The 17636-nt window shown below is 61.2% G+C and carries 26 protein-coding genes; 4 read left to right on the top strand and 22 right to left on the bottom strand.

The features are described from left to right. Nucleotides 1-51: 51 nt before the first annotated feature. Nucleotides 52-333: a hypothetical protein gene (locus tag AC6H34_RS33435; RefSeq protein WP_497537522.1), complete on the bottom strand. Its 282-nt coding sequence runs from the start codon at nucleotides 331-333 to the stop codon at nucleotides 52-54. An 88-nt stretch (nucleotides 334-421) separates the two neighbouring features. Here AC6H34_RS33435 and AC6H34_RS33430 point away from each other — a divergent pair, with 88 nt between their 5' ends. The 4 genes from AC6H34_RS33430 (at nucleotide 422) to AC6H34_RS33415 (ending at nucleotide 2778) form a co-directional block, all read left to right on the top strand. After that, complete coding sequence (locus AC6H34_RS33430; protein WP_497537521.1) at nucleotides 422-625, top strand: hypothetical protein; 204 nt, start codon at nucleotides 422-424, stop codon at nucleotides 623-625. A 104-nt stretch (nucleotides 626-729) separates the two neighbouring features. After that, on the top strand, nucleotides 730-930 hold the full coding sequence (locus AC6H34_RS33425) for a hypothetical protein (RefSeq protein WP_497537520.1): 201 nt from the start codon (nucleotides 730-732) through the stop codon (nucleotides 928-930). 191 nt (nucleotides 931-1121) lie between these two features. Continuing rightward, nucleotides 1122-1415 carry a hypothetical protein gene (locus tag AC6H34_RS33420; protein WP_497537519.1) on the top strand — a complete coding sequence of 98 codons (294 nt, stop codon included), beginning with the start codon at nucleotides 1122-1124 and terminating at the stop codon, nucleotides 1413-1415. A gap of 94 nt (nucleotides 1416-1509) precedes the next feature. Continuing rightward, nucleotides 1510-2778 (top strand): DUF8462 domain-containing protein, encoded by a 1269-nt coding sequence (locus AC6H34_RS33415; protein ID WP_497537518.1) that lies wholly within the window; start codon nucleotides 1510-1512, stop codon nucleotides 2776-2778. An 86-nt stretch (nucleotides 2779-2864) separates the two neighbouring features. On the opposite strand, the gene AC6H34_RS33410 is transcribed toward AC6H34_RS33415, so the two are convergent. From AC6H34_RS33410 to AC6H34_RS33310, 21 genes are all read right to left on the bottom strand, one after another. Further along, nucleotides 2865-3227 (bottom strand): hypothetical protein, encoded by a 363-nt coding sequence (locus tag AC6H34_RS33410; protein WP_497537517.1) that lies wholly within the window; start codon nucleotides 3225-3227, stop codon nucleotides 2865-2867. A 16-nt stretch (nucleotides 3228-3243) separates the two neighbouring features. Then, the gene (locus AC6H34_RS33405; protein WP_497537516.1) at nucleotides 3244-3438 is read right to left on the bottom strand and encodes a hypothetical protein; all 195 of its coding nucleotides are present in this window, start codon (nucleotides 3436-3438) and stop codon (nucleotides 3244-3246) included. Next, nucleotides 3407-3700 (bottom strand): hypothetical protein, encoded by a 294-nt coding sequence (locus AC6H34_RS33400; protein WP_497537515.1) that lies wholly within the window; start codon nucleotides 3698-3700, stop codon nucleotides 3407-3409. The genes AC6H34_RS33405 and AC6H34_RS33400 overlap by 32 nt, the downstream gene beginning before the upstream one ends. Then, nucleotides 3697-4350: a hypothetical protein gene (locus AC6H34_RS33395; RefSeq protein ID WP_497537514.1), complete on the bottom strand. Its 654-nt coding sequence runs from the start codon at nucleotides 4348-4350 to the stop codon at nucleotides 3697-3699. The genes AC6H34_RS33400 and AC6H34_RS33395 overlap by 4 nt, the downstream gene beginning before the upstream one ends. Before the next feature lie 163 nt (nucleotides 4351-4513). Beyond that, nucleotides 4514-4867: a ubiquitination-like system serine protease family protein gene (locus AC6H34_RS33390; RefSeq protein ID WP_497537513.1), complete on the bottom strand. Its 354-nt coding sequence runs from the start codon at nucleotides 4865-4867 to the stop codon at nucleotides 4514-4516. 7 nt (nucleotides 4868-4874) lie between these two features. Next, entirely contained in the window at nucleotides 4875-5396 is a 522-nt protein-coding gene (locus tag AC6H34_RS33385; protein ID WP_497537512.1) for a glycoside hydrolase family 108 protein, read from the bottom strand. Between the two features lie 46 nt (nucleotides 5397-5442). Next, nucleotides 5443-5973, bottom strand: coding sequence for a hypothetical protein (locus AC6H34_RS33380; RefSeq protein ID WP_497537511.1), 531 nt, complete (start codon nucleotides 5971-5973; stop codon nucleotides 5443-5445). Further along, nucleotides 5970-6101, bottom strand: coding sequence for a hypothetical protein (locus tag AC6H34_RS33375; protein WP_497537510.1), 132 nt, complete (start codon nucleotides 6099-6101; stop codon nucleotides 5970-5972). The genes AC6H34_RS33380 and AC6H34_RS33375 overlap by 4 nt, the downstream gene beginning before the upstream one ends. 159 nt (nucleotides 6102-6260) lie before the next feature. After that, a complete protein-coding gene (locus AC6H34_RS33370; RefSeq protein ID WP_497537509.1) occupies nucleotides 6261-6599 on the bottom strand; it encodes a septal ring lytic transglycosylase RlpA family protein in 339 nt (112 codons plus the stop codon). A 49-nt stretch (nucleotides 6600-6648) separates the two neighbouring features. After that, nucleotides 6649-7584 carry a hypothetical protein gene (locus AC6H34_RS33365; RefSeq protein WP_497537508.1) on the bottom strand — a complete coding sequence of 312 codons (936 nt, stop codon included), beginning with the start codon at nucleotides 7582-7584 and terminating at the stop codon, nucleotides 6649-6651. 53 nt (nucleotides 7585-7637) lie between these two features. Then, on the bottom strand, nucleotides 7638-8054 hold the full coding sequence (locus AC6H34_RS33360; RefSeq protein ID WP_497537507.1) for a hypothetical protein: 417 nt from the start codon (nucleotides 8052-8054) through the stop codon (nucleotides 7638-7640). Then, a complete protein-coding gene (locus AC6H34_RS33355) occupies nucleotides 8054-9868 on the bottom strand; it encodes a hypothetical protein (RefSeq protein WP_497537506.1) in 1815 nt (604 codons plus the stop codon). The genes AC6H34_RS33360 and AC6H34_RS33355 overlap by 1 nt, the downstream gene beginning before the upstream one ends. 8 nt (nucleotides 9869-9876) lie before the next feature. Next, nucleotides 9877-10539, bottom strand: coding sequence for a hypothetical protein (locus AC6H34_RS33350; RefSeq protein WP_497537505.1), 663 nt, complete (start codon nucleotides 10537-10539; stop codon nucleotides 9877-9879). An 8-nt stretch (nucleotides 10540-10547) separates the two neighbouring features. Then, a complete protein-coding gene (locus AC6H34_RS33345; RefSeq protein ID WP_497541959.1) occupies nucleotides 10548-11771 on the bottom strand; it encodes a phage tail protein in 1224 nt (407 codons plus the stop codon). A gap of 9 nt (nucleotides 11772-11780) precedes the next feature. After that, nucleotides 11781-12500 carry a DUF2612 domain-containing protein gene (locus tag AC6H34_RS33340; protein WP_497541958.1) on the bottom strand — a complete coding sequence of 240 codons (720 nt, stop codon included), beginning with the start codon at nucleotides 12498-12500 and terminating at the stop codon, nucleotides 11781-11783. A gap of 22 nt (nucleotides 12501-12522) precedes the next feature. Continuing rightward, entirely contained in the window at nucleotides 12523-13713 is a 1191-nt protein-coding gene (locus AC6H34_RS33335; protein ID WP_497541957.1) for an SPRY domain-containing protein, read from the bottom strand. Nucleotides 13714-13741: 28 nt separating this feature from the next. Next, nucleotides 13742-14185, bottom strand: a complete 444-nt coding sequence (locus AC6H34_RS33330; RefSeq protein WP_497541956.1) for a phage tail fiber protein — start codon at nucleotides 14183-14185, stop codon at nucleotides 13742-13744. A 31-nt stretch (nucleotides 14186-14216) separates the two neighbouring features. After that, nucleotides 14217-15656 (bottom strand): baseplate J/gp47 family protein, encoded by a 1440-nt coding sequence (locus AC6H34_RS33325; protein ID WP_497541955.1) that lies wholly within the window; start codon nucleotides 15654-15656, stop codon nucleotides 14217-14219. Between the two features lie 6 nt (nucleotides 15657-15662). Further along, nucleotides 15663-16016 (bottom strand): contractile injection system sheath initiator, encoded by a 354-nt coding sequence (locus tag AC6H34_RS33320; RefSeq protein WP_497541954.1) that lies wholly within the window; start codon nucleotides 16014-16016, stop codon nucleotides 15663-15665. Between the two features lie 13 nt (nucleotides 16017-16029). Beyond that, the gene (locus AC6H34_RS33315; RefSeq protein WP_497541953.1) at nucleotides 16030-16698 is read right to left on the bottom strand and encodes a Gp138 family membrane-puncturing spike protein; all 669 of its coding nucleotides are present in this window, start codon (nucleotides 16696-16698) and stop codon (nucleotides 16030-16032) included. Further along, nucleotides 16695-17567 (bottom strand): baseplate hub protein, encoded by an 873-nt coding sequence (locus AC6H34_RS33310; RefSeq protein ID WP_497541952.1) that lies wholly within the window; start codon nucleotides 17565-17567, stop codon nucleotides 16695-16697. Before AC6H34_RS33310 ends, AC6H34_RS33315 begins: the two co-directional genes overlap by 4 nt. Between the last annotated feature and the right edge of the window lie 69 nt (nucleotides 17568-17636).

The raw sequence follows: 17636 nt of genomic DNA, 5'->3' as shown, positions 1-17636 counted from the left end.
ACCTTTTGCCATCGAAACACACAGCTTTTTGCTAGTTCCTGTCGCACCTTTTCATGACCTATCGCCCGGCCAAGCCTCCACGCCGATCTCCAGATTGACCCAATTCGGCGTCTGAATGGTGCAGCCCTTCCGGCCGCACCGGCAATGCAGCGCACGCCTCAGCCGATTGCTCGACGCCTTCGGCCCCCAGAGAATCACATAGGGTGCTATCGCCAGCGGCCGACGATTGCCGCAGTAGTTGCATATGGCCCAGACCCAACCGCCGTCGGCGCGCTGGAGGTCGGAGAGAGAGGGCACGTCGCTATCGCGCAGGGTTTCCCATTCGAGAGGCATGGGCGCATGATCAGCGAGTCAAAGGCCTCAAGCAAGGCGGCGAGATCATTGAGGAGATATTCGGCGCTTGTAACCGAAGGGGAGAAACATGAAGCCTATCTTAGTTAAGTTCACCAGTACGGTAGCCAACAGGCACGAGGTGGCCATTAATATTGTTAGAATTACGCGCATTGAGCCGGTATCGGATAGGGGAACGAAGATTTTCTTTGACGGCGAGACCAGCGTAGGAGTTGTTGAAAAGCTTGACGAGGTTATTAATCGTATCTCGCTTGCTCTGAAGACGGCGGAATGAGACAAAAACGAAAGATGCGCCCCTCCAGCCTGAACGCCAGAGGGGCGGTAGCTAATAGCATCGTTCTCGCTGGGTCTTAGCGTAACCTCGGAGGGCGTGGATTGATGCCAAAGACCCGCAACGCCGATCCGATTGAGCGCATCTGTCGTGCCCTTTGCCAATTCCACGGCCACTCTGAAAACCTCAAGATGGATGGTCGCCCGATGTGGGAGAGCTATCGCGAGGAAGCCATGACGATGCTCTGGGCCCTCAGGGAAGGCGACTGGCTGCCGAGCGGATTGACGGTGACAAAAGAGGCGAAGTAAGGTGGCGGAGTTCCGGCCAGAGGCAGCGATGGATCGTGTGGCCCCTGGCCGGTTCCCACCGGGAGGCTTGTCCCCTACAACCGGCTGAAGTGACCGTAGCAGAGATTCGGAACCGTGTACGATTAATCGAAGGCTACCCTGTCAGGGAAGTCCAGTTGAAGGAATCGGCCTGACCGCGCTACGCCGTCGACATGGCCTACGAAACCGCCCTCGAACAACTCCGCACTCGCAACCCCACGCACGACGGTACGCGCTGGGAACAGGCAAAGCATGATGCCACGCGCTTCGTCGAGAAGTGGGGCGAGAAGGCCGAGGCGTTCGGCTGGCCCGCTGACGAGTTGTTCGGCGTCGACCCGATCGCGCCGCTCACGCGATACGAGAACATGGGGCTCGTGTGGCTGCTCCAGGGGCGGCAAGTCGACGACGTGACGGAGCAGTTTGTGCGGATCGGGCGGACGAGGCTGTTTAGGAAGCCGCTACCGTAGGGCTATGGCGAGCCAATTTAGAGCCTTGTCTAAATTTATAGTCTGGGGTAAATTTAGACTAGTTCCTAAACGACACTAAAAAGGGCCTCCTCCGATGAGCGATTTGCCGCCACCGCCTCCTCCACCAGTGAAAGCGCCGATCAATCCGTTCCGCCCCGGAGCTGGCCAACAACCGGTCTATTTGGCCGGTCGCACGAAGGAACAGGATACGTTCAGGAAAATGCTTTCCCAAAGCCCTGTGTCGCAGAATGTGATTGTGACCGGATTGCGGGGCGTCGGGAAGACAGTGTTACTGGAGACTTTAAAGCCCATTGCTCAAAACGACGGGTGGCTGTGGACGGGTAACGACCTTTCCGAGTCGATCAGCTTAACGGAAGAAAGAATCGCGCGTCGCCTTGTGGTCGATCTCTCTAGTCTTCTCGGGCCGCGAGTAAACATCACTGTTAATCAGCAATCTGCTGGCTTCACCGCTCGCGAAGAGCAGGTTCAGAGGCCGCTGAATTTCGATGATCTTTGGTCGATCTATGAGAGGCAACCAGGTCTTACCATCGATAAACTTCAAGCAGTTTTCAATTCCGTCAGCGACCTAATCGAGAACTCTGAAATTAAGGGTATTGTATTCGCTTACGATGAGGCCCAGAATTTAGCTGATCACGCGGTGGCTAAGGAGTATCCTCTTTCCTTGATATTGGATTTATTTTCTTATCTCCAGCGTCAGCGTAGAAACAAGAGCTTCTTCTTGGTGCTGACGGGTCTTCCAACGCTCTTCCCAAAATTAAACGAAGCAAGAACTTATACCGAGCGGATGTTTCATGTCATCCAACTTGAAAGTCTGGCGGAAGCAGATGCAAAGGCGGCTGTTGTAGAGCCACTTACTCTCACCAAAAGCCCACTCGGTTTTGCCGACTCAACAATTAATAAGATCATCCAGATGTCCGGTGGATATCCCTATTTCATCCAATTCATCGGCAAGGAAGTTTTCGATGTGTGGATTGGAAAAATCAATGAGGGATTGGCTGCCTCTGTTCCGATGAAGGAAATACTTGAGAAGCTAGACCAGGACTTTTTTGCGCCAAGGTGGGTGAGGGCAACAGACCGTCAGCAGCAGTTTATGCAGGTTATCGCGACGCTGCCTAATGCAGAGGGAGAATTCTCCGTGCCGGAAATTGTGGCGGCATCTAGAGCGGCATTAAAGACAGGCTTCAGTCCGAGCCACGCTGTTCAGATCCTCCAGGCCCTAACCGAACGTGGGTTGATCTATAAGAATCGACGTGGAGCGTATTGTTTCGCGGTACCACTGCTCGCACGCTTCATTAATCGCCAAGCATGGGACCCAGAGAGCCTAGCGACCCCGAAGCAATAGGCGTTGACGCAAAAAGAGCCCGCCACCCCGAAGGGCAGCGGGCTCAAATACCTGCGCGTCGCGTCAACGATGGGTCGGCAGGGTAATCAGGGGCCACCGCGCTTTCCGACGACTTCACGCACCAGGGCATCGAGCTTGTCCCCGAGCTTTTCCAGCGTATCGGACAGTCGCTCTTCGACAGCAGTGACGGCATCCAGTGAGGCGTATTCGCGCGCCATCTCGAGCCGGACGGTCGTGACCTCGTCGCGCAAACCTTCGACGCGGCCGGTTATATCTACGCGAACGGCCTCGATGCGAGACAGTGCCTGTTCCCGGACACCTTCGATCTTGCGGTCACACGCTGCACGGACAGCATCAATCCTCGACCACAGGAACCAGAGTGCCCCGGCAATGATAGCAAGAGCCGCGAACACGGGGGCGAGGTCGCCCCATTGAATTGCACCACTCATTTCAGGTTCCGGAGATCTAGGGTTTCAGACCGCGGCACAGGCGGCTTTCTCGGTCGAGACGATCGAGGTCACCAACAACCGGGAAGGCATCGGGGTGGGCATCGAGATAGTCGGCGGCCCGGTTGAGAGAAGCCGCCGGCAGGGGATTGGGGCAGATAGGTGCAAGCTGGCGCTGGATCTCAGCTTGTCGGTTGGTTGCTGCCTTCGGCACTCCCACCACTGCTTTCGGCGGCTGCACGTGCGCGCAGCTGGGCAGCAAGATCACTGGCATCAGCAGCAGGAACAAGTTTCGAGCGCGCATCGGCTACTCCAGTGATGACTTGTTGGGTTTCGTTGGCGGCGTCCGAGACGGAAGCATCCGCTATCGCCTCGTCCGTCTTCTGCGTGGCCTGCCAGGTGGTCGCCCAGTCGACGGCGGCCTTGCCGAAGGCGTCCAGGAACAGAGCCAGCAGGGCAGACCAGAACGCGCTCACGATGCAGGAACTGCCGCCGGCGCCGGAGATGCTGCCGCTGTGGTGGCGCCAGTGATCGTCGGAGTGCCGTTGACCAAGGTCACCGAAGCCGTGGCGTCGAGGTTGAGCCGCGCGATGATCTTCTGCGCGATGGCATCGAGGCCGCCGAGCCAGTTGATCAGCCAATCCGGCGCATGCGTCGCCACGTAGTTCAGGGCCTGGGCGAGCACAGCATTGCCGACGTTCACGTTAAGCGTCTTGCCGGCCGTGGCGCCCTCGACGGCATTGATCGCGTAGGAGATCGCCTTGTTCAGCAACTGGTCGGCCTGCATCGTGGTCGCGATCTGGTAAAGGCTTGCCGGCAACCTTCGGAGGAGCCAGAGAACCACTACCGGCGTGATCTCGAGGATCAGGGAGCCGAGGTTGTTGATCCAGGTGCCGTAGGGCAGCGAGAAGATGGTGCCGGTGGCATCAGTCGCGGTCGTCGTGGCGGTCTGGGCGAATGCGGGAGCCACCATGGCGAGCAGCCCGACTGCGGCCGTAACTGCCCACAGAGGCAGGAACGGGGCAACCAGGCCAGCGGCGAGGATGACGATGCCGGCGAGAGGATGGAGAAAGACAGACGTCACCAGCGCGAGCGCCAGCAGCGCCGCGAGATTGAAGCGGTTCATAGGACGGATCCTGTTGCGGGAGATTTGCTCGGCAGCCGGCCGGGCGCGGTTCAGTGCTGAAACCCAGCGGCGAAGCTGTAGAGGATGAAGATCACGCCACCGGCGAGGCCGAAAACTACGAGCGCGCCGACGACGCCGAAGGCAACGGCTTTCAGGGCGTCCTTCATGATGCGGCCTCCGGCTCTTTCAGAGGTACGGTCTGGCCGGCGAGCGCATGCGTGCAGTCGCCGAGGAACTGGATTTGGCCGTCTGTCACGAAGGAATGGCAGACCAGAGGGAGCGCCTTGCCATCAGGCCCGCGCACCCATTCGCCCGTCCACTCGCCTTTCTCGTCAAGCTCGACCTGAACACCATTGACGAGGATCGAAGGCGTGAAGGTTGGCCGCTCATAGTTGCCGTTGAAGCCCCAGACGGGATGCTGGGCACCCTCAACGCGCACCTGATGGTGCTCTTTGCAGCCCGGGCAAAAGAAGGCGACGCGACCGTCCTCGATGAGGAGAAGGACACCGCGCTTCATGGCTCGGTCACCGGATCATCGCCAGGGCAGTCGCCTGGACGTGATTGACGCGGTTGGTCCAGCCACGGCCAAAGGTCAGCCAAGTCTTGAGGCGGCGCATGAAACCAAGCCGACGGGAACAGAGCTTGCGAACGAGTGTGGCTCGGTCGTTGGTGCCCTGGACGGCGCGAAGCGTGTTGATGCCGATATTGCCGTCGACCTTCACCCCGACGCAGGCCTGCAGGTCCTTGATCGCCTGGACGGGACCCGAATTCGCGGCCTCGTCGAAGACGACATAATCGATCGGTGAGGGCAGTTCAGCATAGCGGATCGGCTGGGCGTACTGCTTGTCGAGGATCTGCGCCGCTTCGGCTAGGGTGAGGGCCGCGACCTCCGTCGGCATGGCCTTTCGCCCCAGCTTGCGCCAGGCACCAAGGGTGGCGGCCGTGATGCCGAATTTCGTCGCGCCGCCCGGATCCTTGGGGTGGTTCACATAGCCGCCCTCGGAGCCGAAGACGAGCTTGATCGATTGGGCGAGGGTATCGCTCATCGGAAATGGCCTCGATAATTTTCTCGGATGAATTCGTAGGGCGGCTTCAGACGTTCAGGGCGAGAAATGCCCCCCAGATGGCGCCGGTAAGAAGCTCGCCGACGGCGATGCCTCCGGTTGGCCGGACGCGCCAGCCGAGCTCATATGCCGCGACCTGCAAGGGACCGATCAGGATCCACGGCCAGCCGAAGCAAATCGACATCGGTATCAGGAACAGCGTCGTCCGGAGGCCGTAGGCGATCCAGGGATTGCCGGTCTTCAGGAACAGGGCCTCGTACCAGCTCGGCTGGCGGACATTGATGGGGCCGGGCCCGCGCCCAAGGCCTTGCAGAAAACCCCAAGCGGGCGTCGACCAGGCGAGCCAGCAGAGTGTGAAGAGGATCGCAGAAGCCCATCCTGGCAGGCCGAAGGTGGAGACGTTCGCGAGCCAGGCCATGAGCGCAACGAATGGCGCCGCGTTCATGTCTCCGTTGCCGGGCAGCTTGTCCAGGAGCCCGACGATGCGAGATCCGAAGAGACCTCCGCCGCCGCGGACATGATTGATGATGGCGAACGCCGGGACCAGGAGCCAGATCATCGCGGGAGGCTCCCGGCGATGGTACGCGCCGTCTTCGCCGACATGTCATGGCTCTCTATGCGATGAAACGAGGCGCAACTGGTGAGGGCAAGCGCCAGCGCCCCGGCGATGACCAGAGTTTTCAGCATGTGTGCTCCTGGGAGTTCTGCCCCTGGTGGGCAGTTGCTAATTCTCGGCTAAGTCCACCATGTTCGGGTCTGTGACCTCTCGATCCCAACAAGCCCCATTCGAGAGGTCGGAGGCCCGATTAAACATGTGCCCCCAGCCCATGTCGGGCCTCCGCCCCATCAGCGTCCGATCGTTTCGATCCGCACCCGAGCGAGCCCGTTAAGCCCGATCGCGCGCGCCGACGCTGGGTTGAGATCGACGATGCGCCCACGGATGAAGGGGCCACGGTCGTTGACCCTACAGACCACGGACCGTCCGGTTCGAAGTTCGGTGACACGCAATCGCGTGCCGAACCGAGCCGTGCGATGGGCACAGGTCTTTTCGGAGGTGGGGAAGCGCTCGCCGTTGGCAGTGCGCCGGCCGGACTCGTAGCCGTACCAGGACGCCAAACCCACTTCGGCGCGTGCGTGACTGATCGCGCCGGCGAACGCCAGCACGGCAAGGAAGATGGAACGCATGATTGCTCCGGGGAGAAAGACCGCCCGGAGGCGGGAGACAGGATAGGCGTCAGCCGATCGTCGTGGCGTCCTCGTCCCGGGAACGCATATACCGATCGATGTCGTGGCGGAGCTCGATCTTGTTCCCGGCGAGCTCCATCACGCCGTAGGTGTTCCGCTTCAGATCGGTGGTCGGATCGAAACCGTGCTTCTGCAGGATCTGCCAGCGGTCGACATAGGCGCGCTTGGCCTTATCGCCATGAAACGAATGCTCGATCGTCCCGGGAACATAGGAGATATTCTTGGCGATCTGCTGCGAGGCTCGCTTCTGCCAGAGGCGCAGCGGCGCCTTGTACGCCTCGGTGAGGTTACCCGGGATGCTGTCGTCTACGCGACCGATCAAGGCCATGGCCATGTGATGATCGGCGGCACCAAGTGCGGCCGTCTCGACGAGGCCGCCAACCCATTCGAGCGCTTGGCGTGTCCAGCACCAGGCATAGCCGGGATGGCCGAACCGATATGGCCCATTCTTCGCGTTTGGTCCCTGAATGATCGGCTTGCGTTCGTGGGCGAGCCGGCAGAAGGAACGATGCAAGTCGATATGCTCGCCGTGCGGACCGAGGTCGTAGCAATCCGACCAAGGCTGCAGCACGTGATACTGCTGCAAGGCGTGAACGGTTTCGGCGGCCCAGTGCCGGGCCCGGAAGCGGATATCGGCGTCGAACGTCCCGATATATTTGGCCTCAGGCGGCAGTCTCGATATGCCAAGGTTCAGAAGCGATTCCTTGTTCCAGACCAAGGCGCCGGCATTGGCGCGCACATGGATATGCTGGACCCGGTCGCTGAACAGCTCGATTGAACGATCACCGAAGGTGCACTCGACTACGGTGAGCTTCACACCGCTGTCGAGCATATGCTCCTCGAACTCTCGGTATAAACGAAGCCGACTCTGCCATCGGATCGGGTTCGCAATAGCGGTCACGACGTGCAGAAGATCTGCGCGCATAAATGGCTCCTGAAAATGGATAAACCGGGGTGATTCTTGGGGCGACGACGACTTCAAGTCGCCGTCAAGGTTGCGCCTTGGACCCAGATCGCGTCGGCCTGGGCATCCGTCATTCCCTTCGCGGTCAGGAAGGCCTGGACGAACGGGTGATGGCGGTGAAACTCGCTGGTGCCGGAGAGCAACATAGTCGCCGGGAACTGCTGATCGGTCGGCAGCGTCGCGATGAAATCAACGAAGGGCTGAGGCATCGTGCCCGTCAGGGCAGCCTGTGCGGCTTCCTGCGTGATGATGTTGTTCAGCGCGGCTACGGTGAAGAACTGCCACCGCGAAAGTACCTCCGGCACCGGTGGCGCCAGAAACGCCACCACGGCCGGATCGTTGTCCGCGAGCCACTCCACCGCATACCCGGGCTGGGGATTGGCATAGGTGCCGGTGATTGCCCCAGTTGCATCGCGTTTGACATAAGGCATCAGCCTCTTCCCCTCATGTCGACATAGCCGTAGGTGACAATGTAGACGTTGGTGCTGGTGGTACTGTTGTTCACGAAGCCGATTTGCTGGCTCGTGTTCGTCATCAGCCGAAGGCGCTGGGGCACCGAAGACTGCACTGATGACGAAGCGATGGCAGTGAAGAGAGGATTTCCCGTCGCATTCGATGCTTCCGCCGTGACGTACGGGGAATAGGCGTAGGTCTGGACGAAGGTCGACGCGTTCGATGTCCTGAACATCACGTCGGCCAGCACGTTCACGCCGGGCGGAACGCTCAACGCCACCAACTGGGGCGTTGTCACGGTGATCGCGGCACTCGCGTCCGTAACGGACGTCGACCAGAGGAACGTGTCGCCGATCTGGGTGAAGGCTAGGATCTGGGACGAGGCATTCGTCTTGATCGACCCAATACGCCGGCGCGCGGTGTAGCCGCTTGGCATGGTCGGCGACGACAAGCTCGTCGAGCAGAGTGCGTCGACGTTGTTGCTTGCGTTCGAGATCAGGAAGATATGGTACCAGGTGCTCGCCGCGACGGTGCCGGTGTCCAAACAGCCATTGCCGGTACCGGCCGTCCAGGTCGAGGAGATCGACTTCGTGATGGCACTGGCCAGCACCATGTTTTTGGCGGTGCTGCCATCATCGTTGACCGCCACACCCGACGCGATGTCGATGACCGTATTCGGGGTCGTCGCGTCATTCGAGAGCGTCAGCTTGTAGATCGTACCGGGCGCATAGACCGCCGTGGCATTCGGAAGGTTGATGAGTTGCGACCCATCGACCGCAGGCAGCTTGGCGCTGCCGTCCAACTGCACGATGTTGTTGGCCGCGGTGCCGACATTGAGAGGGTAGGCGGTCCCGGGAGAGACGCCGTTGAGCTTCGTGCAGGTCGCAGCCCCGGACGCGGCCAGCGTGCAATCGCCGGAAACCGTCTTGGGGAGCGGCGCTGCGCTCGTCTGGCCGACGAGAAGCTGCCCGTTCGTCATCGCCGCCGTGGGCGTGACAGCTGCAGTCCCGTTTCCGAGCAGGATCCCGTTCGCCGTCAGGGTGGCGGCGCCGATGCCGCCGTTTCCGACCGGTAGGGTGCCGGTGACGTTCGATGTCAGGCTGACGGTCGACAGCTTGCCGATCGAGCCGCCGCCAAGGTTGGTCCAAGCCGTCGCGGCGGCCGCCACATCGGACAGGTTGTTGGCCGGCGCCAGCGGCGTATAGCCGAGGTTTCCAGCGGCGGCTCCCGTTGCCAGCATCGCCGAGGTAACGGGCGGGATCCGGGCCGTGCCGAGAATTCCGGAATTCACCTGGTCGGCCGAGATGCTCTTGTTGGTGAGCGTCTGGGTGTCGCTGGTACCGACAATCGTTCCGGTCGGAAGGGTCTTGCCGCTGTCGACCAGGACGCCGCCGTTCGTGGCGCCGAAGGTGGCGATATCGCCAATGACTGACACCGACGGACCGGTGACATTGCCGTTCTGAATCGGCCCGATCGTGCTACCATTGACCTGGACGAACAGACCGGTGTTCGTAATCCAGATACTGCCGTCGGCGGGCGCGGTAGGAGCCAGTCCGGGTGTGACGACGAGCCCAGCAGACTGCGCCGTCGGCGACAGGGTCTTGAGCGGCCCGAACATGGTATCGCCGCCACGATTGACGGGCGTATACCCCAGGGTGTCCTGCTTGCCGGCGAAGAGGGCGTTCCATTGCCCTGGTGTCAGGACCTGGCCGTAGGTCAGGTTTGGCGAAGTCTGGGCGAGCGCCAGCGCTGGCCACATGAGGGCCAGTAGCGCCAAGATGCGAAGCTTCATAGCGGGCTCTACGCGTTGATGCCGGGAATCTCGACCGGCCAGAAGTCCAGGACTGGCGACGGCAGTCGGGTCGCGTTCAGATCGTCGAGAATGGACGTGACCGAGGCCTGAAACGTCTCGATCGCTGCTTTGAGCTGAGAGGCCTTCGTCACCGCTGCACAACTTGCCTGAAGCGTCGTCAGGGCGATGTTGAGCTTGATCGTGCCGCTCTGGATCGCCCCGATCGTGGCAGCAAATGCGGAAGCTGCATCGTCGCCCTTGATGTACAGAGCGGCCAGCGCCGAGAACTCCTCCGCATAAGGGCCTGTGGTCGGTGCCTCGCCACCGTTCCCACTGAGAATGGTGGCGGCGGTCTGCAGGGAAGCCTTCCTGATCGGATCGGGATAGATCTGGCTCAGGATGTGCTCGCAGACTGAGACACAGACCCGAAATGCCTCGCTAGCAGTCGCCGACAGATCCGGCTTCGGTTCTGCGACCGCTTGCGGCCGCGCGGATACGAGCCAGCGGCCGTCCCGAAACGCGCAGGTCTCGGCCTCCGAGTCGAAGGACGGCGGCTCGATCGCCGTCGCATTCGCGGGGATCAGGAAGTTCCCTTCCTCGATCGGGCAAGGATCGGCCGTTCCCGGACCGACGAGGATGCCGGTCTCGGGCTCATAGTTCCAGATCTGCATGAGGAGCCTCAGTATTTGATGCACGCCAGAAGGGCGATGTTCTTCGGCCTGGTCTCGGTGCCGCCCGTCGCCGTCGTAGTCATCGAAGGGCCGTTCTGGACCCCACCGACGCCTGCATTGACGAGCCGGCCCGGAACCACGGGGCCAGTCGTGATCGTTGTGACCTGCGTATTCCAGACGTTCCCGCTGCTCTGGTCCCAGGTGAAGTGGATATGGCTGGCGAAGAGATCGCCCTGCGTGCTGCCGAAGGCGCGGCCCGGATCGACACCGACGCCATCATCGAAGGCCCGCATGAAGTAGCCGCGGAGATCGGGAATGGTGAAGTTGGTCGTGCCGTCGCCCGGCCCGAACTGGCCGGCCGTCTTGAGGCCTTGCGACGAAGCGAGGTTGCCGCTGACCTGGGCGAACGACCACAACGCGGCATAGGTCGTCCGGCTCAGCGTCGCGCCGTTGGCCTTGATGCGGCCGTTCGGCGGCGTCACGCCGGCATAGAACTCGATGGTCCCAGGTTGGACGGCGCTGGGGTCGGCTGCTGGTGCGGGATTAAGCAGGAAGAGCGACGAGGCCGCGGCGAGATAGATCATGATGCCGCAATAGTTTGCCGGGAACTGACCTTGCGCCAGCGCGCTACCGTCGGGCCCAACAATCGGTACCAGACCGATCGAGTTCAGGTTGCCCATCATCGCGCCGTTGTTGGCCGTTCCGGCCTTCTGGACGATGAAGATAGCACCGTTGAGGTAGGCCGTCGGAGCCGGCGTGACGTTCGCTGTCAGGACGTTCGCAGAGCCGGTATCGGTGCCGACGGCAATCGAGGCCGACTGCGTCCCCAGATTGATCCAGCCGGTGGCGCCGACGCTTTCAGGATTGGTCGCGTTGTCGTCGACGGTGTTGAGCCAGATCGTTCCGGCCGTGCTGCCCGCGAGCATCGCGCTCATGGGGTAGCCCCCGATCGCCGTCGCAAAATCGGCATCGTAGCGGACAAGACCGCCCGCATTCTGCCACTGCGACCAACGGGTGATCCAGTTCATGATGCCGTTGAAGTCGGCGCCTCGAGGCGGCACGCCCCCGGAGCCCGTTGGAGTGAAGTTGAGCGGTACGAATCCATCGTTGAGAGAGGCCGCGCCGTCGACGATTCCGATCTGCGATGACAGCGGAATGGTCGTGATGAAGCTGCCGCCCGCATTGGCCGCGAAGGCCAACTTGAACTTCGGTGGAACCTGCGAATATTTCATGGATCGGACCTAAAGGATGACGACCGAGGCGGCGACGCCCGTGGATTTCGGCAGGACGCCGGATTGCTGGACGATGGCGAGCTCAACCGGAGACAGGGCGAATTCGAAGGTGTAGGTCATGATCATCGTCGGGATCGATTGACCGGCGTAGAAAGCCGCCTGGCCGAAGCCCTTCGCGTTGATCGATTCCGCAAAGCCGAACCAGCTGCCGCCCTGGAAACCTTCGGTGACGTAGCAATTCCCTCGATGCGGGAAGAGGTTCATCAGGATCCGATTGATTGCCGGGATCGACCCGTTCGTGATGTTGGCGGCTGCCTTGGCAAAGATCAGTTGCCGATAGGCCTGATCGGTGAGGCGATAGTTCGATGTCAGTGGCGCGCCGGAATAGAACGAGCCTTGTCCGAAGGCATCGGACCCTGGCAGCGCCTCCTTGAAGCCGAACCAATCCCCGGTCTCGACCTGGAGCGTGCGTTTGACGCCAACGATGCGACCCCAGATATCCAGGCCGTATCCCTCGGCGGTGTCGACGTTCCAGATCAGATCGAAGAACGCGTCGAAGTTTTTGGTCTGGTCGAGGTAGGCATCCAGGTTCTCGATCAGCTGGATCAGGATCGGGCTGTTCGCGTACTGCGAAATGACCGTCTTCCAGAAATCGAAGCTTGGGATAGTGCCGATCGGCGAGACGCCAATCGTAAATCCCCCTATCCCATTCGATCCGGGGAGACTCATTCCGACATTCCTCTGACTTGCCTCAACGAGGGTAGGGCGGCCCAGTCTTGTCGACGTTGTAGCCGGGGGGCATACCGCCTTGAGCCGAAGCTCGAGGAAGCAGTCTGGTCGGCGCAGTCGGGAAGGTTGCGCCTATACCGTTGTTCCTCGATGGGGGCGGGTATGGCGGTCCGGTTCGATCGATGGGCAGGATTGCCGAGCCGACGGCTTTGGCCGACGACGATCCCTGTATCTTTCCGGTCGCAGTGCTGATCGATGCGCCGACGGCTGTGGCCGTGGAGACGCCATCGGCATTTCCGACCGAGCCTTCCTGTTCGCCGTTGCTTCGCGCAACCGCCGTCGAGCTCCCGTCGGCCCTTCCGATGCTGGCGGCTGCGACGGCCGCGAGACCGATTACAGCAGCGCGTCCGTCTGCCGATCCGATCGCGGCGGCAATAGCCGCCCCAGTTCCGGCTACAGTTGCCACGCCATCCGCTCTGCCGGTCGACGCGATCGCAGCAGTTCCAACAGCGGCAGCCGTAGAGGTCCCGGAAATTGCTCCGGTCGAGGCAGCAAGCGCGACACCAACAGCCGTGGCCGTGGAGGTTCCTGCCGCCGTTCCTACCGATCCAGCCGGCACGACTTCACCGAAGCCAGCCGGTGCGGCCCGGGTCCAGGTGCCGCTGGCGAACGCCACCGACATCATGTCGATGTCGCTAGTCGGGTTATAGGTCGACATGTAGATCGCGGGGAACAGTTCTTGTCCCGGCGATGGAAACGAGAAGCCGCCGGACCCTGTTGCCGGGTCGGCAGTTGCGTTGTTGTTCCAGTTCCCCGTGACGCCACCGGTGGTGACGCGATACCAGATCAGCAGATTGTCGAAATCCGTCGCGATATCGATTTCGCCGCCAGTCGTATAGGGATCGCCGAAACCGATATAGGTCCCGCAAACAACGTCATGGCTCTGCCGGATGCCGATGGCCGGGGCATCGTCTCCCAGCTTCGTATAGCCGCCGGCCGGCGACCATCCGACCATGAGATCGCCTTGGCTGCCGCAGTAGTTGGCGACTGCCTGGAAGTAGTATTTGCCGCCAGTTACCCCGACCGTCGCGCGAACGGTGACAGGGTTTCGACTGTCCCCGCTTCCGAGCGTGATTGTCAGGTTGCCGTTGGAAAAGACGACTGCGGCCGGTTGCCATCCGGTGACATCAGATGGATTGAGCGTCGCTGCCATGCCAGCCCCCTAATCGCCGGCCGCTGGCTCAGCTCTCGGTGATCTCGGTACCGGTGGTCAACTGGGGCGCTATGCCGTTGCCGGTGGCGATGGTGGGGGCAATCGGGCCGCTATAGAGTAGCATGCCGGCGCCGGTCGGAGATGTCCCTACGCCAAAGAAAGCGGCCGTGCCGGTACCCCCTGTGCCGGTCACGAAGGCCGCCAGTGCGGCAGGCACTACGATATTTCCTGTTACGGTGAAGCCGGCAGGCGATCGAGGAACTGCGAGGCGCACATAGCTCGTGTAGGCCACCTCGCTGGAGCTCTGGTTGCCACCAGGGCCAGGATCAGCGGTGTGGAGAGACAGATAGAGGTTTCCCGCTGTTGCCGACCCTCGCAGCCCTGTGGCGTCACCGACATTGGCCACATTGACGTTGTTGAAGAGCAGCAACAGGAGCGCGTTTGCCCAGGCGCTGGATTTTTCACCGGCCATTTCAGATTCTCATGATGTTGGAGAGCTCGGATCAGCTCGTAAGCGAGACCGCGATATTGCCGGGGGCGATCGTCGGCACCTGGTCGATGTTGACCGAGACGTCGAAGAGATCCGGAAGGACTGACTTCATCAGTTCGACGGGCACCGTCTGGGTATTGCTGACGATGTAGGTACCGATCCCGCCCGTTCCGGTGCCGAGGGCGGTGATCGTCGTGCCCGGCACCAGCACGCCAGTCGCATCGACCAGGGCCTGTCCAACAGCAAGCGCGCCGGATGAGACCGCAGAAACCGTGAGGGTCGTTCCGGCGATGTCTCCAGTGAAGCCCGCTGAGGCGATATTCGTTGATCCGATCTCGATTGAGATGATCTGGACCCAGTTCCCGAGGGCGAACAGAGGTGCATAGAACCGACTGGCCAGCAGCTTGGTCCCGATCTTGGCGCGTGATCCGCCATCACCACCGACAAAGGCACTGACGATGGCATTCCGGATTTGAGTGACCGCGTCTGCAGGCACTAGCTGGTTGTTCGTCAGGTTGATCGCGAAGATGATCGGGAGTGCCTTCGGGATCTGGAACGAGACGGCATAAGCCGGGTAGGGCGGCACATAGCCCGTGCTCCTGTCGAGCACAGTGACAGTGGTGTTGCCATTGTAGGCGCAGCCTGGGGCCTTTCTCGACCAGATCGCCTGGCCGATCGCCTGAGCATCCCCGCCGACGGCGGCGACGTATATCGAGTTCGGGTACAGGCTGACGCCGCCGATCGTCTGGAGGTCGTTGGTGTCGTTCTCGGTGACAAAGGCGTCGATGACATCCGCAACGTTCAGTACAGCGCCGAGGACGGACGGAAGCGAGCCAGCCGAGTTCAGCGCAACCGAGGCAGCGCGTCTCTCCTCGAACTGGGAACGGCTCTCGACGTCGTTTCCGATGACGCCGTCGGCCGGATTGTTGATCGAGTCCCAGCCGGGGATTGCCTGGTAGATCTGGTTAAGAGTGCCGGCGGCGCAAGTGATCGGCCCGGACAGCTCGCATTCGAACGGCAACGTGATGCTGCCACTGGATGGAATCGTACCCTGCTCGGTGCAGATATACTTGTTACCGTCGTCGGCGATCGCAATGGCCCCGACCTGGATCACCACGCCCGCAAGCCCATTGCAAACGGCCTGTACAACCGTCGGAAGCGCCGGATTCCGCTCGATGAAGTAGATCCGACCGATGGCGTCCTGCATGCGCCCGGACGAATAGGCCGGGTCGACCTGTTGGGTGTATTTCAGGAAGAGCGCATAGACGTTGTCGATGATCGCCGTCTCGCTCGAGGCGAGCTGTCCCTGAGGTGTGTCGAGCGCAGGATTGAGGCCGCCGCCAAACGCTGAGTTGGTGTCCGCCTGGACGCCGGCCAGGATGTCGGCCGTCGCGGGCACGACAAAGCCCTGATCCGTCCACTGCGGGGTCGGAACCGAAGTCTGGATTGCCATTTTCGATCAGAACCCTGCAGCGGAAACATTGCCGTTCGCGTCCCAGACCTGCACCTGACCTGAAAGAACCCGATCGGTCCAAGAAGCGATGAAAACCTGAGCCTTCACGACGCCTGGAACGCGTAGCGCCGCGCGGACGAAGTAGGATTTCACCAGCGAGAGCGGCGGTGCATGCCCAAGGATCTCCGAAAAGTACGGAGTACCTAGGCTGGTGTCGTAGTAGAGCTCGCCCTGAAACAACCGGATTGCGCTCGCGGCGTCCTGGGCCAGGCTGTAGGGCTCGGTGGCAACTGCGATGTTGCCGGAGGTATCGAGGCAAAGATCCCAGGTAACGGTGTCCAACAGGAGTGTCGACGCCATGGGATATTCCTCATCATGTCCCGGGATCAGGCGGGGGCCCACCCGCGTGTCTGTGATGTTGCAGCGTGACGCTGTCGCCACCGCCGGCGCCGGCCGTGATGGTGCCAGGCGTCGAGATGTTGCCGCTGGTGTCTACGGTCATGCCGTTGAAGTTCCAGCCGCTGGCACTCGATGAGGCCTTGTTGCCGTGCTCATCGGCCATCGATATGCCGTCGCCACTGAGATGGATGTACTTGTTCGGTGCCGCCGGGTTCAACATCGAACCCAGATAGATGCCATCGGACAAATCATGCCGACGAAAGGAGCCTGGTGTGGACTGCTTGCCCTGATTGGCCTTGAGCGCCGACATATCCCTGTCGGAGATCGACATCAGGCCGATGTCGCCCGCGGAAGGGTCCATGACAATGGCCGATTTCCCGCTCTGGGTTCGCATGCAGGGGACGCCATAGATTACGCCGTGAGGCGTCTTGTTACCGACGCCGTCGATCTGATCGACAAGTGGTTGAACATCGACAGTAGCCGGGGCTCCCGTCGTGCCGCTTCCGTGCACGGCGATGATCTTGACCGGCACAGTGGTGCGAACCTGACCCAGGGCCTGCTTGATCAGAAAACGCGTTGCGTTTGAGTGAGAGGTATCTGAGCCGAGACCTTGCTGGCCGAAGTAGCTCTGTGGTTCCGTCATGCCGGTCCGGCTCCCGCATCCGCTGGCGTCGTCTCAAAGGTCATGAACCATTTGCCATTGGGCACCATGGATTCGAGCTCGAGAACAACGCTTTTCGTCTTCCACTTGCCGCATGCCGGCGTCAGATCGCTCTGCACCGTGATGAGCCCATAGTGCTTGAAGTTGGGGTTGAACAAAGATTTCACGATCACGCCGCCGGAATAGAAGGCGGGGTACCCGACCATTCCAGTTTGGGGCGAGATCAACAGTTCTGGGCTATCGCGGTTTTTACCCGGCTGCACGATCGCTAGCGTTTTGCGGTCGACGGTCCAGTCGAATCCGCAGTGCTCCGCGATCTGCTGGGCCTGCGTCCAGAGCGAGCCGGCGAAATATGGATTCGACAGCTTGGCGGTGACGCCGGCGTTCTCGAACCCCAGCCCCATCTTGCCGGCGATCTGTTTCATCAGGCCCGCGGCGTCGGCGGAGCCTTTGACGCTGATTGGCGTGGCCGGGGTGACCGCGTGGTAGTTGCCCGGCGTCGCGGTGATCTGGAAGGCGACGTCAGGCTGGGCCTGTCCGTCGACAAAGGCGCTGAGGATATTTCCCTCGAAAACCACCGACATGTTATTGGGATCCTCGCCGGCGAACACGGCGATATGGTTTTTTCCCATTTGGTTCTGCTGCTTGCCGAAGGTCGTGAGCTGGTTCATCAGGCTTAACGGCAGTCCATATATCGTAATCTGGGCCTGCCCCTGCTCGAACCCACCGACATAGGCGCACGTGAAGGCAACTCGCAGGCCAGACACCATGGCCGTGTTGTCGCCGTTCTTTCCGAAGCTACCCTTCGCCAGGTTGAACTGGACGTTGATCAGCTTCTGCGTGAAAGACATTTGTGAAGACCAATTGTGCCGTTGTTGACTTCCTAAGCGCCGTGCATAGCTTGCCAATAACCGGGAGGT

Source organism: Labrys sp. ALF-8 (genome assembly GCF_059699065.1).
The sequence above is the reverse complement of the archived record's forward strand: the minus strand, read 5'-3'. Positions and strand labels throughout refer to the sequence as shown.

What these genes read in the sequence shown, in the direction of transcription:
- AC6H34_RS33435 (WP_497537522.1), bottom strand. Translation starts at nt 333, where the DNA reads ATGCCTCTCGAATGGGAAACCCTGCGCGATAGCGACGTGCCCTCTCTC.
- AC6H34_RS33430 (WP_497537521.1), top strand. Translation starts at nt 422, where the DNA reads ATGAAGCCTATCTTAGTTAAGTTCACCAGTACGGTAGCCAACAGGCAC.
- AC6H34_RS33425 (WP_497537520.1), top strand. Translation starts at nt 730, where the DNA reads ATGCCAAAGACCCGCAACGCCGATCCGATTGAGCGCATCTGTCGTGCC.
- AC6H34_RS33420 (WP_497537519.1), top strand. Translation starts at nt 1,122, where the DNA reads ATGGCCTACGAAACCGCCCTCGAACAACTCCGCACTCGCAACCCCACG.
- AC6H34_RS33415 (WP_497537518.1), top strand. Translation starts at nt 1,510, where the DNA reads ATGAGCGATTTGCCGCCACCGCCTCCTCCACCAGTGAAAGCGCCGATC.
- AC6H34_RS33410 (WP_497537517.1), bottom strand. Translation starts at nt 3,227, where the DNA reads ATGAGTGGTGCAATTCAATGGGGCGACCTCGCCCCCGTGTTCGCGGCT.
- AC6H34_RS33395 (WP_497537514.1), bottom strand. Translation starts at nt 4,350, where the DNA reads ATGAACCGCTTCAATCTCGCGGCGCTGCTGGCGCTCGCGCTGGTGACG.
- AC6H34_RS33390 (WP_497537513.1), bottom strand. Translation starts at nt 4,867, where the DNA reads ATGAAGCGCGGTGTCCTTCTCCTCATCGAGGACGGTCGCGTCGCCTTC.
- AC6H34_RS33385 (WP_497537512.1), bottom strand. Translation starts at nt 5,396, where the DNA reads ATGAGCGATACCCTCGCCCAATCGATCAAGCTCGTCTTCGGCTCCGAG.
- AC6H34_RS33380 (WP_497537511.1), bottom strand. Translation starts at nt 5,973, where the DNA reads ATGATCTGGCTCCTGGTCCCGGCGTTCGCCATCATCAATCATGTCCGC.
- AC6H34_RS33375 (WP_497537510.1), bottom strand. Translation starts at nt 6,101, where the DNA reads ATGCTGAAAACTCTGGTCATCGCCGGGGCGCTGGCGCTTGCCCTCACC.
- AC6H34_RS33370 (WP_497537509.1), bottom strand. Translation starts at nt 6,599, where the DNA reads ATGCGTTCCATCTTCCTTGCCGTGCTGGCGTTCGCCGGCGCGATCAGT.
- AC6H34_RS33365 (WP_497537508.1), bottom strand. Translation starts at nt 7,584, where the DNA reads ATGCGCGCAGATCTTCTGCACGTCGTGACCGCTATTGCGAACCCGATC.
- AC6H34_RS33360 (WP_497537507.1), bottom strand. Translation starts at nt 8,054, where the DNA reads ATGCCTTATGTCAAACGCGATGCAACTGGGGCAATCACCGGCACCTAT.
- AC6H34_RS33355 (WP_497537506.1), bottom strand. Translation starts at nt 9,868, where the DNA reads ATGAAGCTTCGCATCTTGGCGCTACTGGCCCTCATGTGGCCAGCGCTG.
- AC6H34_RS33350 (WP_497537505.1), bottom strand. Translation starts at nt 10,539, where the DNA reads ATGCAGATCTGGAACTATGAGCCCGAGACCGGCATCCTCGTCGGTCCG.
- AC6H34_RS33345 (WP_497541959.1), bottom strand. Translation starts at nt 11,771, where the DNA reads ATGAAATATTCGCAGGTTCCACCGAAGTTCAAGTTGGCCTTCGCGGCC.
- AC6H34_RS33340 (WP_497541958.1), bottom strand. Translation starts at nt 12,500, where the DNA reads ATGAGTCTCCCCGGATCGAATGGGATAGGGGGATTTACGATTGGCGTC.
- AC6H34_RS33335 (WP_497541957.1), bottom strand. Translation starts at nt 13,713, where the DNA reads ATGGCAGCGACGCTCAATCCATCTGATGTCACCGGATGGCAACCGGCC.
- AC6H34_RS33330 (WP_497541956.1), bottom strand. Translation starts at nt 14,185, where the DNA reads ATGGCCGGTGAAAAATCCAGCGCCTGGGCAAACGCGCTCCTGTTGCTG.
- AC6H34_RS33325 (WP_497541955.1), bottom strand. Translation starts at nt 15,656, where the DNA reads ATGGCAATCCAGACTTCGGTTCCGACCCCGCAGTGGACGGATCAGGGC.
- AC6H34_RS33320 (WP_497541954.1), bottom strand. Translation starts at nt 16,016, where the DNA reads ATGGCGTCGACACTCCTGTTGGACACCGTTACCTGGGATCTTTGCCTC.
- AC6H34_RS33315 (WP_497541953.1), bottom strand. Translation starts at nt 16,698, where the DNA reads ATGACGGAACCACAGAGCTACTTCGGCCAGCAAGGTCTCGGCTCAGAT.
- AC6H34_RS33310 (WP_497541952.1), bottom strand. Translation starts at nt 17,567, where the DNA reads ATGTCTTTCACGCAGAAGCTGATCAACGTCCAGTTCAACCTGGCGAAG.